14 protein-coding genes are annotated in these 15,986 nt (G+C 71.2%); 10 read left to right on the plus strand and 4 right to left on the minus strand.

Translation table 11 applies throughout. From position 1 onward, the window contains the following. Positions 1-494 precede the first annotated feature (494 nt). Both aceE and F5972_RS07100 read left to right on the plus strand, forming a co-directional pair. Positions 495-3,248, plus strand: coding sequence for a pyruvate dehydrogenase (acetyl-transferring), homodimeric type (gene aceE / locus F5972_RS07095; RefSeq protein ID WP_150932245.1), 2,754 nt, complete (start codon positions 495-497; stop codon positions 3,246-3,248). Positions 3,249-3,440: 192 nt separating this feature from the next. Then, positions 3,441-5,315, plus strand: coding sequence for a trypsin-like peptidase domain-containing protein (locus F5972_RS07100; RefSeq protein ID WP_225311231.1), 1,875 nt, complete (start codon positions 3,441-3,443; stop codon positions 5,313-5,315). A gap of 468 nt (positions 5,316-5,783) precedes the next feature. Here F5972_RS07100 and F5972_RS07105 read toward each other — a convergent pair whose 3' ends face one another. The 4 genes from F5972_RS07105 to F5972_RS07120 all read right to left on the minus strand — a co-directional run bounded on the left by F5972_RS07105 (position 5,784) and on the right by F5972_RS07120 (position 8,806). Further along, positions 5,784-6,176 (minus strand): VOC family protein, encoded by a 393-nt coding sequence (locus tag F5972_RS07105; RefSeq protein ID WP_150932247.1) that lies wholly within the window; start codon positions 6,174-6,176, stop codon positions 5,784-5,786. 259 nt (positions 6,177-6,435) lie between these two features. Beyond that, positions 6,436-7,149 carry a helix-turn-helix transcriptional regulator gene (locus tag F5972_RS07110; protein ID WP_150932249.1) on the minus strand — a complete coding sequence of 238 codons (714 nt, stop codon included), beginning with the start codon at positions 7,147-7,149 and terminating at the stop codon, positions 6,436-6,438. 122 nt (positions 7,150-7,271) lie between these two features. Further along, on the minus strand, positions 7,272-7,730 hold the full coding sequence (locus F5972_RS07115) for a helix-turn-helix transcriptional regulator (protein ID WP_150932251.1): 459 nt from the start codon (positions 7,728-7,730) through the stop codon (positions 7,272-7,274). A 74-nt stretch (positions 7,731-7,804) separates the two neighbouring features. Continuing rightward, positions 7,805-8,806, minus strand: coding sequence for a PHP domain-containing protein (locus F5972_RS07120; protein ID WP_150932253.1), 1,002 nt, complete (start codon positions 8,804-8,806; stop codon positions 7,805-7,807). 188 nt (positions 8,807-8,994) lie between these two features. On the opposite strand from F5972_RS07120, the gene F5972_RS07125 reads away from it, so the two are divergent. The 8 genes from F5972_RS07125 (at position 8,995) to fabF (ending at position 15,981) form a co-directional block, all read left to right on the plus strand. Continuing rightward, on the plus strand, positions 8,995-9,414 hold the full coding sequence (locus F5972_RS07125; RefSeq protein WP_150932665.1) for a hypothetical protein: 420 nt from the start codon (positions 8,995-8,997) through the stop codon (positions 9,412-9,414). 3 nt (positions 9,415-9,417) lie between these two features. After that, on the plus strand, positions 9,418-10,581 hold the full coding sequence (locus F5972_RS07130; RefSeq protein WP_150932255.1) for a glutathionylspermidine synthase family protein: 1,164 nt from the start codon (positions 9,418-9,420) through the stop codon (positions 10,579-10,581). 14 nt (positions 10,582-10,595) lie between these two features. Beyond that, the gene (locus tag F5972_RS07135) at positions 10,596-11,039 is read left to right on the plus strand and encodes a DUF350 domain-containing protein (protein WP_150932257.1); all 444 of its coding nucleotides are present in this window, start codon (positions 10,596-10,598) and stop codon (positions 11,037-11,039) included. Positions 11,040-11,224: 185 nt separating this feature from the next. Further along, complete coding sequence (locus F5972_RS07140) at positions 11,225-12,373, plus strand: PucR family transcriptional regulator (protein ID WP_225311263.1); 1,149 nt, start codon at positions 11,225-11,227, stop codon at positions 12,371-12,373. A 117-nt stretch (positions 12,374-12,490) separates the two neighbouring features. Next, entirely contained in the window at positions 12,491-13,387 is an 897-nt protein-coding gene (locus F5972_RS07145; RefSeq protein WP_150932259.1) for an ACP S-malonyltransferase, read from the plus strand. Continuing rightward, positions 13,384-14,340 carry a beta-ketoacyl-ACP synthase III gene (locus F5972_RS07150; protein WP_150932261.1) on the plus strand — a complete coding sequence of 319 codons (957 nt, stop codon included), beginning with the start codon at positions 13,384-13,386 and terminating at the stop codon, positions 14,338-14,340. The genes F5972_RS07145 and F5972_RS07150 overlap by 4 nt, the downstream gene beginning before the upstream one ends. A 78-nt stretch (positions 14,341-14,418) precedes the next feature. Then, positions 14,419-14,658: an acyl carrier protein gene (locus F5972_RS07155; protein ID WP_150932264.1), complete on the plus strand. Its 240-nt coding sequence runs from the start codon at positions 14,419-14,421 to the stop codon at positions 14,656-14,658. A gap of 90 nt (positions 14,659-14,748) precedes the next feature. Continuing rightward, positions 14,749-15,981, plus strand: a complete 1,233-nt coding sequence (gene fabF, locus F5972_RS07160; protein WP_150932266.1) for a beta-ketoacyl-ACP synthase II — start codon at positions 14,749-14,751, stop codon at positions 15,979-15,981. The last annotated feature ends 5 nt before the right edge of the window (positions 15,982-15,986 follow it).

A 15,986-nucleotide genomic window follows, 5' to 3' on the forward strand; every position in this document is an offset into this window, starting at 1 on the left:
TACGGCTATCGCCACCTGGAAAGGGGAGAAACCCTGCCCTCCACAGAGGGAGGGACAACTCATACCAAAACGTTACGTAAGCCCACAGATCGGCCCATGACCGGGGTGAACGCCCGGGACACCGCCCGTCCACCCCTCGCCGAGCCCGTACGGAACGGCCCGGGTGAAGCCGCGCCGGAGGGGGTAGGGGGGAGCGGACGGCGCCTAGGGTGATCAGGGGGAACGCCGCCCGTTCGCTCTGGGGGAAACCCCGGGGCAACAAGGAATGTGCAGTCTGCGAAAATCGTCCTACCATCGGTGGTCTAGGCCAAGCCGCATCCGCTGCCAGCGGGGACGGCTCGGTTACCGGGAAGTAGAGATGCGCTTTCCGGTGGGACGAGACAGGATGGAAGACGACCGCAACGCCGCGACCAAGCGCTGAGCGCATCGCTGCAGGCAACACAGACGTAACAGATCCGACGAGACCAAAGTCCATTCTCGGAAGGCGAGACCCAGTGGCTTCCGGACGCCAGCGTTTTTCGATCATCAGTGACGGCCTACCCAGCCAGTTGCCTGATGTCGATCCGAGCGAGACCAACGAATGGCTCGAATCGCTCGACAACGTCATCAAGACCGAGGGCCGCACCCGCGCCCGTTACCTGATGCTCCGGCTGCTCGAGCGCGCCCGGGAACACCAAGTCGGCGTACCCGGCCTGCGCAGCACGGACTACATCAACACCATTCCCCCCGAGCGCGAGCCCTGGTTCCCGGGAGACGAGTACGTCGAGCGCCGCATCCGGGCCTACATCCGCTGGAACGCGGCGGTCATGGTCACCCGGGCGAACGCGCGGACCAACGTCGGCGGCCACATCGCCACCTACGCCTCCGCCGCCTCCCTGTACGAGGTGGGCTTCAACCACTTCTTCCGCGGCAAGGACCACGGGGAGTCGGGCGACCAGATCTTCATCCAGGGCCACGCGGCCCCGGGCATCTACGCACGCGCGTTCCTGGAGGGCCGCCTCGACGCGGCCCAGCTCGACGCGTTCCGCCAGGAGCTGTCGCACGGGATCAAGGGCCTGCCCTCCTACCCGCACCCCCGGCTCATGCCGGACTTCTGGGAGTTCCCCACGGTCTCGATGGGCCTCGGCCCGATCGGCGCGATCTACCAGGCGCGGTTCAACCGCTACCTGCTGAGCCGCAAGATCAAGGACACCAGCCGCAGCCACGTCTGGTGCTTCCTCGGCGACGGCGAGATGGACGAGCCCGAGTCGCTCGGCGCGATCGGCGTCGCCGCCCGTGAGGAGCTCGACAACCTCACCTTCGTCATCAACTGCAACCTGCAGCGGCTCGACGGCCCGGTGCGCGGCAACGGCAAGATCATCCAGGAGCTGGAGTCGTACTTCCGCGGCGCCGGCTGGAACGTCATCAAGGTCGTCTGGGGCCGCGACTGGGACCCGCTGCTGGCGGCCGACGTCGACGGCGTGCTCGTCAACCAGATGAACACCACCCCCGACGGCCAGTTCCAGACCTACTCGGTCGAGTCGGGCGGCTACATCCGCGACAACTTCTTCGGCGGCGACCCGCGCCTGCGCAAGATGGTCGAGCACATGTCGGACGACGACATCCGCAAGCTGTCGCGCGGCGGGCACGACTACCGCAAGGTGTACGCCGCGTTCAAGGCGGCCCGCGAGCACGTCGGCCAGCCGACCGTCATCCTGGCCCAGACGATCAAGGGCTGGACGCTCGGCAAGGACTTCGAGGCGCGCAACGCGACGCACCAGATGAAGAAGATGAGCAAGGCCGAGCTCAAGGAGTTCCGCGACCGGCTCTACCTGCCCATCCCCGACAAGGACCTCGACGCCGACATCCCGCCGTACTTCCACCCCGGGGAGAACAACGAGGAGATCGCGTACATGAAGGAGCGCCGGGCGGCGCTCGGCGGCTACCTGCCCAAGCGGGTGGTCCGCGCCAAGCCGCTCAAGCTCCCCGGCGACCCGGTGTACGCGGGCCTGCGCAAGGGTTCGGGCAAGCAGAACGTCGCGACCACGATGGCGTTCGTTCGCCTGCTCAAGGACCTCATTCGCGACAAGGAGATCGGCGCGCGGTTCGTGCCCGTCATCCCGGACGAGGCCCGCACGTTCGGTGTGGACGCGATGTTCCCGACCGCCAAGATCTACTCGCCGCACGGGCAGACGTACGAGGCGGTCGACCGCGAGCTGCTGCTGTCGTACAAGGAGTCGACCGAGGGCCAGATCCTGCACGAGGGGATCAGCGAGGCCGGGTCGATGGGCTCGGTCATCGCGGCCGGCAGCTCCTACGCCACGCACGGCGAGCACATGATCCCGGTCTACATCTTCTACTCGATGTTCGGGTTCCAGCGGACCGCCGACCAGATGTGGCAGCTCGGCGACCAGATGGGCCGGGGCTTCCTGCTCGGCGCCACGGCCGGGCGCACCACGCTGAACGGCGAGGGCCTGCAGCACGAGGACGGCCACACCCCGCTGATCGCCTCCACGAACCCCGCCGCCGTGTCGTACGACCCGGCCTGGGCGTTCGAGATCGCGCACATCGTGCGGGACGGCCTGCGGAGGATGTACGGGGAGCGGCCCGAAGACGTCTTCTACTACCTGACCGTCTACAACGAGCCCTACCCGCAGCCGGCCGAGCCGGAGAACGTCGACGTCGAGGGCATCCTCAAGGGCCTGTACCTCTTCGCGCCCGCCGCCGGCGAGGGGCCGAAGGCGAACATCCTGGTGTCCGGCGTCGCCGCCCCGTGGGCGCTGGAGGCCCAGCGGATGCTGGCGGAGGACTGGGGCGTGTCGGCCGCCATCTGGTCGGCCACCTCCTGGAGCGAACTGCGCAGGGACGCCCTCGCCGTCGAGGAGCACAACCTGCTCAACCCCGACGCCGAGCAGCGGGTGCCGTACGTCACCACCAAGCTGTCCGGCGTGCCGGGGCCGTTCGTGGGGGTCAGCGACTACATGCGCGCCGTCCCCGACCAGATCTCCCAGTGGGTGCCTGGTGACTGGTCCTCGCTCGGGACCGACGGGTTCGGCCTGTCCGACACGCGCTCGGCGCTGCGCCGCCACTTCCACGTGGACGCGGCCTCGATCACGCTGGCGGTGCTGACCCAGCTCGCCCGCCGGGGCGAGGTCAAGACCGAGACGCTGCAGGAGGCCATCGCCCGGTATCACCTCAAGAACGGGGTGACCGAGGTGACGGCCCAGCAGACGCCGGAGACCAACGACACCCAGTCCATGGGTGTCTGACGCGGCGACGATCGACATCGGCGGCCTCCGCCCTCCGGGCGGGGGCCGTCGGCGTGTCATCGGCGTGTCACCGGCGCGTGCGCGACGACCGGCCGCTGTGTGGCAGGCTTGCAGTCGGCTTCTGGAGGGGTTCCAAGCAGTCCCAAGCCACCTCCAAGCAAGAAACAAGACCAAACCTCCACGATTGCTGCCGTGGATGGAACGTTCAGAAAATATCTCGGCAGACTGACCGGAGGGATGGCCGCGCTGGCGGCCGTCGCCGTGGTCGTCACCGCCGCTCCCGCTTCGGCGGACACCGCAGACGAGGTGCCCGTGGGCACCAAACTGGCCGCGCGCACGCACCCGGCCGTCCAGCTCACAAGCCTCACCTACTCGGGCGAGGTCGTCGTCCCGACCAGCCAGGTCCGGCAGGGACCGTTCCAGCAGCTCGTCAACGACGCCACCCAGGCGGTGATCGCCGGCAAGATCCCCTCTGACGAACGCAGCATCGCCAAGTTCCTGTTCCAGCGCATGGCGGCCGACGTCGACCGGTACCTCGAGCCCGTCACGCCGGAGCGCACCGCCAAGGCGCAGGTCGGCGGCATGTGCACGGGCTGGTGGGTGACCCCGGACGGTTACATGGTCACCGGCGCGCACTGCGTCGAGTTGAACGACGACGAGCTGTCGCAGACCTTCGCGCAGCAGGCGCTGCAGAAGTTCAACAAGCAGGACGCCAAGGAGATCATCAACGGCCTTCAGGGCATCGAGGCCGACAAGGAGCTTCTCGAGCTCGCCCAGCAGGTCTACGTCACCTTCAACACCAACCACCTGCAGATCCGCGGCCTGCAGAAGAGCCTGTCGGTGCTGCAGAGCCTCCCCGGCGGCGGCGTCGACAAGACGGCCAAGGAGGTTCCGGCCGAGCTCGTGTCGGTGGGCGAGAGCTACCCGGGCAAGGACTTCGCCCTGCTCAAGGTCAACGGCCAGCAGAACCTGCCGACGGTCCCGCTCGGCGACGACGTGGACGTGCAGACCGGCAACACGCTCTACATCAGCGGCTTCCCCGGCCTGGTGACCAACACCCCGTGGTTCAGCGTCGAGTCGAAGCTCGACCCCGCGCTGACCGAGGGGCCGTACAACGCCAAGCGCACCACGCAGGAGGGCGTGCCGTACATCCAGACGCAGGCGCCCTCCTACCACGGCAACTCCGGCGGCCCGGTCTTCAGCCGTGCGGGCAAGGTCGTCGGCATGCTGATCGCCGGAACCGTCAGCGAGAACGGCGAGGCGTCGGAGAACGAGAGCTTCGTGCTCCCGGTCTCGGTCATCAAGGAGAAGCTCAACGAGAAGAACATCAAGCCCTCCGCGTCGATGACGACGACGAAGTACAACGAGGCGCTCGACGACTTCTTCCTGCGGCACTACAAGGACGCGCTGCCGAAGTTCCGCGAGGTCCAGGCGCTGTTCCCGTCCCACCCGTACGTCGCGAAGTACATCACCGACTCCCAGCAGGCGATCTCGTCCGGCAAGGACGAGACCCCGCAGCCGATGTGGGTGTGGATCGCGATCGGCGCCGGCGCCCTGGTGGTGATCGGCGGCGGCCTCCTGCTGCTGCTCGTGCTGCGCAGGCGCGGGAAGGCGTCCGCCTCCCCGCAGGGCCAGGCGTCCGCGCCCTCGTACGGCGGGGGTCCCTTCCCCGGCCCGAACGGCGCCTCATACCCGGCGCAGGTGGGCGCCGGCTACGGACAGCAGCCGGTGAACGGCCAGGTGCTGCCCCAGGGCTGGCAGCCGCAGAGCCTCCCGCCGGCCGGTGGCGACGCCCAGCGCTCCGGCGGGGGCTACGAGCCTCCGCGCCCCGGAGGGTACGACCCCCAGCGGCCGGGCGAGGGCGTGGAGCCCCAGCGTCCCGACGGTGCGACGCAGTACGTGCGCCCCGCTCCGTCGCCGTACGCGCAGCAGCCGGGCCGTCCGCAGCCGTCGCAGGCCGTCCCCGGCCAGGCCCCGGCCGGCTCCGACGCTCCCCAGGTCGCCGACCTGGAGCGGGAGATCGCCGAACTGCGCCGCCAGTTGCAGCACCGCCAGCCGGACGCGTGACGCGCCGGGCAGGAGGGCGTCTTCCCCACGCCCTCCGCTCCGCCGGGCACGCGAGGTGACGCCTCCGCCGGCCGTGTGCCCTTGACGGCCCGGAGGGGAAGGACCCGGGGGGAAAGGCGCCGCAGGGGAAGCACGGGACGAAGTCCCGGCGGGCGTCCGGACGGCCTCGGTACGCTCCGGCCGGTCTCACCGGCCGTCGCGAAGCTTACTCACGCATCACTCTCACCCTCACTCACCCGCCACCGCTCACCAGGCACAGTCCAGGCATCGCCCGCCAGGATGTGCGGCCCCAGCGGCGACGCGAGAAGCCCGCATGCTCTCGCGCCACCCACGCCGGCACCGCGCACGCACACCCTGGCACCACGCCGCTCGGCTGCGGCACGGTCGCCGGCATGGCGGGCCGGGCAGCGGCGTCGTGAAGGACCAGCACCCTGGGCACCTGGTACAGGAGCGTCGGCATGTGGAGGGTCAGGAGGTGGGGGGAGCGAAGATGCCGAAGAGGTTGCCCGACGTGTCGTGGAGGTAGGCGAAGTCGGGCCCGTCGTTGCCCACGACCTCGCTGAGCACCTTTCCGCCGAGGGCCTCCACCTGCCGGCAGGTCTCCACGACGTCCCGCACCAGCACGGTGAAGACGGCGTGGCCGGGCATGTCGCCACGGGTGGCGAACACTCCGCCCCGCACCTCGTCGTCACCGGGGTAGCTGATGAGCCGGTAGTCGATGCCCATCGCGCCGGAGTTGTCGCTGGTCCTGAAGCGCCAGCCGAACAGGTTGCCGTAGAACCGCTGGACGCCCTCGGGGTCGTCGCTCGCGATCTCGAACCAGGCGACCGTGTTGACTGCGGGCTCGGCGGGAGTCGTCATCGTCGGTTCTCTTCCTCTGAAGTCTGTGCAGCTCGGTGCAGCTCTGTGGAGTTCTGGCGAGCCGCTCGGCGTCTCCTCCCGGCGCCTCCACGTGCTGTCTCCGTGGAAGCGCACGCCGGGCGGCGGGCTGAGCGGTGCGGGACGGACCGGATCGGTTCGGGCCGGGACCGGTGCGCCGCTCGCGTGAGTAGAGACTCCCAGCCCCTCGCGACACCCCCCTGTCGGTGTTTCCACGCGCTCACGAACATTTTTTCGAATATCAGTCCAGTGCCGGAGTGCGCGCGATCATGTGCGGTATGTCGGCGTCGAAGGCCTCCAGAGGCCGTCCGGGCACCGGCTCGTCGGTGAGGGCGGCGTCCGCGATCCGGTCGAGCCGGAAGACGCGGACGGCGTCGCGCAGGCGGCACCACGCGACCAGATACCACCACCCGCTCCGCCCGCCGACGAACGCTCCGGGCTCGACGTCCCTGGTGGTCAGCACGCCCTGGGCGTCGGCGTACCGGATGCGCAGGACAAGGCCGTTGAGCAGGGCCTCCTCGATGACCCGGCCGATGGACCCGGTGTATCGCGACTCCGGCTTCTCCTCGGTCAGGATCTGGACGCGGGCCGCCAGCTGACGGGCGCGCTCCCCCTCCGGTCCGGGCATGGCGGCGACGAGTTTGCGAAGCGCGCTGCGCGCCTCGTCGGCGAAGGGCTGCTGTTCGGTGCGGCTGAGCGCGATCGCCACCGCGACGGCCTCGGCGGGGGTGAAGTTGAGCGGGGGCAGGGACATGCTCCTGTCCAGGGCGTACCCTCCCCGGCGCCCGACCTCGGCGTAGATGGGCACGCCGGCCTGCTGCAGCGCGGAGATGTCCCGCTCGATGGTCCGCGAGCTCACCTCGAAACGCTGGGCGAGCTCACGCGCGGACCGGCAGCGCGGGGAGATCGCCCGCAGGTCCTCGACGATCGCGTAGAGCCGGTCGGTACGGTTCACGCCCTCGAAGGTAGGCCACCCCACCGACATTTCTCGCTGACCCGTTCGACTCCGGCCGTCCCGCAGCTCCTTCAGAAGCCGTCGGTCCTGCTCTCCGGCCCAAGCTCCCGCCGGTGAGCCCGTCAGCCGCCGGCGGCTTCGGCGAGCTCGGCCAGGCGGTCGCGGCCCGGCTCGGGGAAGCGCTCCCCGGTGACCTCCGCCCAGGAGATCCGGTCGAGCCGGAAGACCCGCACGTCCTCACGCAGCCGGCACCAGGCCACCAGATACCAGTGCCCGCCCCTGCCGCCGATGCAGACGCTCGGCTCGACGTCCCTGACGGTGGCCACACCCTTGGTGCCGACGTACTCCAGGCGCAGCACGCGCCGCCCGCGGAGCGCCCGGTCGATCGCCCGTTTCACCGTGTCCGGCCCCTCGAGCGCGTACCCGCCCTGGTCGAGCCGGATGGGGACCCCGGCCTCCCGGAGCCTCGCCACGTCGCGCACGACCGTGCTCTTGCTGACCCCGAGGCGCGAGGCGAGTTCGCGGGCCGGCAGGCAGCCGCCGGACTCCAGCTCCTTCACCAGCGCGTCGCGGCGTTTCATGATTCGACGCTACGTCGATCAGCCCGGACAGACCGGTACAACACACCTCACCCAGACGCCACAGCCCTATCACCTCAAGTGCCCCATGGCCGGGTGTTGCGGATGCGTTCCGCCGGAATGCCGCACAGGGCCGCCCGCTCGCAGCCGAACCGCTGCCAGTCGAGCTGGCCGGGGGCGTGCGCGTCGGAGTCGATCGCGAAGTCGCAGCCCATCTCGTACGCGAGGCGCAGCAGGCGCTTGGGCGGGTCGAGCCGGTCGGGCCGTGAGTTGATCTCCACGGCGACCCCGAACCTCCGGCACGCCTCGAAGACGATCTCGGCGTCGAAGCGCGACTCGGGCCGTCCGCGGCCCCGCACCACCCTGCCCGTGCAGTGCCCGAGGACGTCCACGTCCGGGTCGGCCACCGCCGTGACCATCCGCCGCGTCATGTCCTCGGCGTCCATCCGCAGCAGCGAGTGGACGCTCGCCACCACGACGTCGAGCCGTCCGAGCAGCTCGGGCTCCTGGTCGAGGGAGCCGTCGGTGTTGATGTCCACCTCGATGCCGGTGAGGATCCGGAACGGCGGGCCGCCGTCCCGCGCGTACGTCTCGTTGAGGGCGGCGACCACGTCGAGCTGCCGCCTCAGCCGGTCGGCGGACAGCCCGTGCGCCACGGTCAGCCGGGGCGAGTGGTCGGTCAGCGCCAGGTATTCGTGGCCGAGCTCCCGGGCGGCGGCGGCCATCTCCTCGATCGGCGACCCACCGTCGGACCAGTCCGAGTGACTGTGGAAGTCGCCGCGCAGCGCCGACCGCAGCGCCCGCGCGGCCTCATCCAGATCGGTCTCCGCGGTGTCCTCCAGACGCCGCAGGTACGTCGGCACGGCGCCGTCCAGCGCCTCGGTGACGGCCAGGGACGTGACCTTGCCGACGCCCTTCAGGTCCGTCAGGCCGCCGGTGCGCGCGAGCCGTACCAGCTCCTCCCGGGGCAGCTCCTCGATCGCGGCGGCGGCGCCGCGGAAGGCTCGCACGCGGTAGGTCGGCTCGCCGGCCCGCTCCAGCAGGAAGGCGATGCGCTTGAGCGCCTCGACTGGGTCCACACCGGGCACGCTACCCGGCGCCGCGCGCGCCGATCCGGAACCCTGAACCAGACTGTCCCGTTCGTCCAACGAGACGATAGTGTGTGCCGATCTCGACAGCAGGAGCCGGATTGCCAGAGCCCGGGGACAGTCCCCCACGCGGAACACCGCCCTCCGGCGGTTCCTCGCCGCCGCCCCATCCGCTGGCGATGGGCGCGCAGTGGCCGGCGCGCCGGGCGGGGCACAAGCCGCCACCGCCACCCGAGGGCGGCGGCAAGTCGTCCACGGCGGTCAAGCTCGGCACGCTGGGCGTGCTGTCGGTGCTGCTCGTGGGCTTCTGCGCGGCCCAGGACGACTACGAGGAGGTCGGCGCGGACTGCGTGGACACCTCGACGCGCAACCCGGACGGCTCCTACATGGTCGTCGACGACCGCTACTGCGACGACGACGACCATCGTCACTACAGCGGCTCGCACGGCGCGTACCGCTGGTACTACGGCGGCAGCCGCACAGGCGCCCGGGTGCACAACGGGACGACGGTGCGGCCCGCCGACGCCAAGATCACCAGCCGTACGGGACGGGTGATCCAGCGGGGCGGGTTCGGGTTCCACAGCGGCGGCGGTGGCTGACGGGTGCGCAGGCAGACCTCGGCGCCCAGGGAGGACTGGGCGGCGATCATCGAGTCGCAGGGCCTGGCCTACCACCGGTCCGCCCACCCCGAGGGCCTCACCCGGCCCTACTGGGACGAAGGCGTCCACTACGTCTTCACGCTGGACGAGGTGCTCCGCCTGGAGGACCAGGTCGAGGAGCTGCACCGGATGTGCCTGGCGGCGGCCGACCACGTCGTGACCCACGACCGGTACGCCGACCTCGGCATCCCCCCGCACTGCCGTACGGCCGTCGCCGAGTCGTGGCGGCGGCGCGACCCGCACCTGTTCGGCCGCTTCGACCTCCGCTACGACGGCACCGGACCGGCCAAGCTGCTGGAGTACAACGCCGACACCCCGACCAGCCTGGTCGAAAGCTCCGTCGTGCAGTGGTTCTGGCTGAAGGACGCCCATCCCGGCGACGACCAGTGGAACTCGATCCACGAGCGCCTGATCGACCGCTGGAAGTCCCTCACGCTCCAGACCGGCCCGGTCCACTTCGGGTGGACCAGCGCCGACGAGACGGGCGAGGAGGCGATGACCGTCGGCTATCTCCAGGAGACCGCGGAGCAGGCCGGCCTGACCACCGCGGCGGTCGCCATGGAGGACATCGGCTGGGACGCGCTCAACCGCCGGTTCGTCGACATGGAGCACCGCGTCATCCGCACCCTGTGCAAGCTGTATCCCTGGGAGTGGCTCGTCGCCGAGCCGTTCGCCCCGCAGGCCCTGGCGCAGCAGGTCTCCATGACGTGGATCGAGCCGCTGTGGAAGATGCTGCTGTCCAACAAGGCCCTGCTGGCGATCCTGTGGGAGCTCTTCCCCGGCCACCCCAACCTGCTGCCCGCCTATCTCGACGGGCCCCGTGAGCTGGCCGCCGGGCCGGGCTACGTACGCAAGCCGCTGCTCGGCCGCGAGGGCGCCTCCATGCGCATCTCCGCACCCGGAGTCGAGCTGGAGACCGGCGGCGACTACGGCGCCGAGGGCTTCGTCCACCAGGAGTTCCGGCCGCTGCCGGACTTCGACGGCTGGCGTCCGGTGCTCGGGGCCTGGGTGGTCGAAGACGAGGCGGCCGGGCTCGGCATCCGGGAGACCTCCGGCCTCGTCACCGACGACACGTCCTCATTCGTCCCCCACCGCATCCACGGCTGAAAGCGAAGGCCCCCGTGAACACCACCACCAATCTCGCCGGTGTGCTCGGCCACGGCGCCCTGGCGATCGTCTCGTACGCCGTCCTCGGCGTGCTGCTGCTCGTCGCCGGGTTCTACGTCGTGGACCTGGCGATCCCCGGCAGGCTCAGCACGGTGATCCGCACCGACCGCAACCCCAACGCGACCGTGCTCGCCACCTCCAGCGTGGCCGGCGTGGCGCTCATCGTGGCGGCGTCCATCTGGTCGTCGGGCGGCGAACTGCGCGAGGGCCTGCTCGCGACGCTCGTGTTCGGGCTGGTCGGCATCGCCGTGCAGACGCTCGGCATGGTCGCCTTCGACAAGGTCGCGGGGATCTCGGTGCGTGAGCTGGTCAGCGACGACGCGTTGCGGCCCGCCGCCGTGCTCCTCGGGGTGACGCACTTCTTCATCGGCCTCATCACGGCGGTCGCCGTCATCTGACGGGCCCCGGCCGCCGGATGACGCAGGACGCCGCCGCAACGCGCCGTACGGGACCGGGAGCGCGTTCCGCGCGGCGACCTGGCACGCTAGGGGACGTGAGCGAACGGGGCGCGCGAAACGGCGGACAGGTGCGTACGGACGGGCAGAGCGACGGAGCCACCCGGGGGGCCGGGGACGACGTGCCGATGAGCGACAGGATCCGGGAGGACACGGCGCGGCGGCTCGACCGCGCCATGGGCAGCCTGGGGACCGCCGCGATGGCCCGGATGGAGGAGCGGCTCGCCTGGTACCGGGCGCTGTCCGCGGAGGACAGGTCGTGGGTCGGGCTGGTGGCGCAGGCCGGCATCGCGGCGTTCGTGGAGTGGTTCGGCCACGCGGGCGAGGGCAGGCCGACGCCGAGCATCGAGTTCTTCGGCACCGCGCCGCGCGAGCTGAAGCGCAGCGTCTCGCTGCAGCAGACCGTCGACCTCGTCCGCATCGTCGTCGAGGTCGTCGAGGCGCAGGTGGAGGAGCTGGCCGCGCCCGGCGGCGCGGAGCTGCTGCGGCACGCCATGCTGCGCTACACCCGCGACGTCGCCTTCGCCGCCGCCCAGGTGTACGCCAGGGAGGCGGAGGCGCGCGGCTCGTGGGACGCGCGGCTGGAGGCGCTGATCGTGGACGCGCTGGTGCGCGGCCAGGTCGACGACGGCCTGCACTCGTGGGCCGCCGCGCTCGGCTGGACCTCCGCGCCGGTCGTCGTCTTCGCGGGGTTCGCCCCGGACGAGGACCCGCAGAGCGTCATCGACGGGCTGCGCGACAAGGGCCGCCGCATCGGCCACGAACTGCTGGCCGGCGTGCAGGGCGACCGGCTCATCGTGATCGTGGGCGGGGCGGACGGCGTCAAGGACGCGGCGCGCGGCGTCGTGTCGCGCTTCGGGCCCGGGCCGGTCGTGATCGGGCCGGAGGTGCCCGACCTGCACGCGGCGGCCAGGTCGGCCCGGGCCGCCATCGCCGGGCTGCGCGCCGCCGCCGGCTGGCCCGACGCGCCCCGGCCCGTGCTCGCCGAGGACCTGCTGGCCGAGCGCGCCCTGGACGGCGACGAGGACGCCCGCGCCCAGCTCGTGGAGAACGTCTACAAGCCGCTGGCCGGGACCCCGCTGCTCGACACCCTCGCGACGTACCTTGAGCAGGGGACCTCGCTGGAGGCGACCGCGCGGCTGCTGTTCGTCCACCCCAACACCGTGCGGTACCGTCTACGGAAGATCACGGAGCTGACCGGGTACCAGCCGACGGAGGGCAGGTCCGCATTCACGCTCCAAGTCGGTCTCATACTCGGTCGCCTGTCCGTAACCTGAGCCGGGTTCCTTAATCCACTCGACACCGAAACTGTAGGTACCCCACAACGCCACCTCCACAAAGTTCGTTCGGATCTCCATCAGTGTGGTGAACCTCTACAGGGCAGGGTTGAGTACGTGCTCGTCATCGTCGCTCCGGGCCAAGGCGCCCAAACCCCAGGATTCCTCAGTCCGTGGCTCGAGATCCCCGAGTTCCGGGACCGAATCTCCGCGTGGTCCGACATCGCGGGGCTCGATCTCGCGTCGTACGGGACGACCGCGGGGGCCGAGGAGATCCGCGACACCGCCGTGGCCCAGCCGCTGCTGGTGGCGGCGGCCCTGGCGTCCTTCGAGACGCTGGGCGTGCGGCCCGACCTGGTCGCCGGGCACAGCGTCGGCGAGTTCGCCGCCGCCGCGGTCGCCGGGGTGCTGACCCCCGAGCAGGCCCTCGGCCTGGTGCGGGAGCGCGGGCTGGCGATGGCCAAGGCCGCCTCCGTCACCGCGACCGGCATGAGCGCGGTGCTCGGCGGCGACGAGAACGAGGTCCTGGCCGCGCTCGACCGGCACGGCCTCACCCCCGCGAACATCAACGGCGCGGGCCAGATCGTCGCGGGCGGCACGCTGGAGCGCCTGGAGGCGTTCGCGGCCGACCCGCCCGCCAGGGCGCGGGTGCGCTCCCTGGCGGTCGCCGGAGCCTTCCACACCGTCCACATGGCCCCCGCCGTGGACCACCTGCGCGCCGAGGCCGCGACCGTCACCCCCGCCGAACCGTCGATCACGCTGCTGTCCAACGCGGACGGCGCGGCGGTCACCGCCGGCGGCGAGTTCCTGGAGCGGCTGGTGACCCAGGTGGCCAGCCCGGTCCGGTGGGACGCCTGCATGGCGACGATGGCCGAGCGGGGGGTCACCACCATGATCGAACTGCTGCCCGGCGGCACGCTGACGGGCCTGGCCAAGCGCGCCATGCCCGGCGTCAGGACGGTCGCACTCAAGACCCCCGCCGACCTCGACACGGCCCGGGAGGTGCTCGGATGAGACTCGGCCAGGGCGCCCCCGCCGCACGGATCCTCGCCTTCGGCGGCTACCAGCCCGCGCAGGTCGTCACCAACGACGACCTCGCCGCGCGGCTCGACACCAACGACGAGTGGATCCAGAGCCGCGTCGGGATCAAGGAGCGCCGCATCGCGGGGCCGCAGGAGTCGGAGATCGACCTCGCGGTCCAGGCGGGCGGCAAGGCGCTGGCCGCCAGCGGCCTGTCGAGCGACGACATCGACCTGGTTATCGTGGCGACCTGCACCCCCGAGGCGCCCATCCCCAACACCGCCGGCCGCGTCGCCCACCGGCTGGGCATCACCGCGCCCGGCGCCTACGACCTGAACGCCGCCTGCGCCGGGTTCTGCTACGCCCTGGCCGCCGCGTCCGACGCCGTACGGACGGGCTCGGCGACCAACGTGCTGGTGGTGGGCAGCGAGAAGCTCAGCCAGTGGGTCGACCGCGACGACCGGTCGACCGCCGTCATCTTCGCGGACGGCGCGGGCGCCGCCGTCGTGGGCCCCTCCGACCGGCCGGGCATCGGCCCGGTGGCCTGGGGCAGCGCCGGCGACAAGGCCGACGCGATCATGATCAAGGACCGGAACTCCTTCCTCCACCAGGAGGGCCAGGCGGTGTTCCGCTGGGCCACGACCACCCTTCACCCGGTGGCCATGCTCGCCTGCGAGCGTGCCGGCGTGGACCCCGCCGACCTGGCCGCCTTCGTCCCGCACCAGGCGAACCTGCGCATCGTCGAGGCCATCGCCCGCAGGATCGGCGCCGACAAAGCCGTCGTCGCCAAGGACATCGTGCTCGCCGGCAACACCTCGGCCGCGTCCATCCCCCTCGCGCTCTCCCGCATGCTGGAGCGCGGCGAGATCGCGTCGGGCGGCCTCGCCCTGCTGCTGGGTTTCGGCGCCGGCCTCACCTACGCCTCCCAGGTGATCGAGATCCCCTGAGAGACCCCGTACGGCCCGCCGTACGGATCTGGGGCGACCCAGACGAACCAGGAAAACACAACAAGGAGAAGTCGCGACATGGCACTGACCGAGCAGGAGATCCTCGCGGGCCTCGGCAAGATCGTGAACGAGATCACCGGCATCCCGGCCGCGGAGGTCACCCCGGAGAAGAGCTTCGTGGACGACCTCGACATCGACTCGCTCTCCATGGTCGAGATCGCCGTCGCGGCCCAGGACGAGTTCGGCGTCGAGATCCCCGACGACCAGCTCAAGCACCTGAAGACCGTCAAGGACGTCATCAGCTTCATCCAGAGCTGAACCGCCGGACGTGCCCCGCCCGCCCCACCGGGAGCGGCCGGGCATGTCTGGTCCCTTCACGCCCCGAACAGCAAGAGGAGTGCAGACGAAGTGAGTAAGGACCGGGTACGTGTCGTGGTCACCGGGCTCGGCGCGACGACGCCCCTCGGTGGAGACGTCGCATCGACCTGGTCGGCGCTCCTCGAGGGGCGGTCGGGCATCCGCCCGCTCACCGAGGACTGGGTCGACTCCGTGCCGGTGAAGTTCGCCGGTGTGGCGGCCGTCGATCCGGCCGAGGTGCTGCCGCGGCCGGAGGCTCGCAGGCTCGACCGCAGCGAGCAGTTCGCGCTGATCGCCGCCCGCCAGGCATGGCAGGACGCGGGTGCCCCCGAGGTGCCCGCCGAGCGGCTCGGGGTCTGCGTCTCCAGCGGCATCGGCGGCATCGGCACGACGCTGTCGGCCTACGACACCTTCAAGGAGCGGGGCTGGCAGCGGCTGTCGCCGTTCACCGTGCCCATGCTGATGCCCAACGGCCCGGCGGCCTGGGTGGGGCTCGAACTGGGCGCCCGGGCCGGCGTCCACGCCACCGTCTCCGCCTGCGCCTCCGGCGCCGAAGCCATCGGGTACGCGCTGGACATGATCCGCGCCGGCCGGGCGGACGTCGTCGTGGCGGGCGGCACGGAGGCGGCGATCCACCCGCTGAACGTGGCGGCCTTCGCGGCGGCCCGGGCCATGTCGACCCGGAACGACGAGCCCGAGCGGGCCTCCCGCCCCTGGGACCGCGGCCGTGACGGCTTCGTCCTCGGCGAGGGCGCCGGCCTGATCGTGCTGGAGTCGTACGAGCACGCGGTGGCCCGCGGCGCCCGGATCTACGCCGAGGTGGCGGGCCTCGGCATGTCCGCCGACTCCCACCACATCACCCAGCCGGAGCCCGAGGCCCGGGGAGTCATCGCGGCGATGACCCGGGCCATGACCGACGCCGGGCTGACCGGACGCGACATCCTGCACGTGAATGCGCACGCCACCTCCACCCCCGCGGGCGACGTGGTCGAGGCCCAGGCGGTCGAGAAGTCGTTCGGCTCGCACGTCCTCGTCACCTCGACCAAGTCGATGACCGGGCATCTGCTCGGCGGCGCCGGCGGCATCGAGTCGGTCTTCACGATCAAGACGCTGGCCGAGCGGCTGATCCCCCCCACGATCAACGTGGACGACCTGGACGACGGCATCGGCGTCGAGATCGTGTGTGACAAGCCGCGCGACCTGCCCGAGGGGCAGATCGCGGCCGTGAACAACTCCTTCGGGTTCGGCGGCCACAACGTCGCCGTGGCCTTCACGACCGTTTGACAAGG

The organism is Microbispora cellulosiformans (genome assembly GCF_008728085.1).
Lineage (GTDB): Bacteria > Actinomycetota > Actinomycetes > Streptosporangiales > Streptosporangiaceae > Microbispora > Microbispora amethystogenes.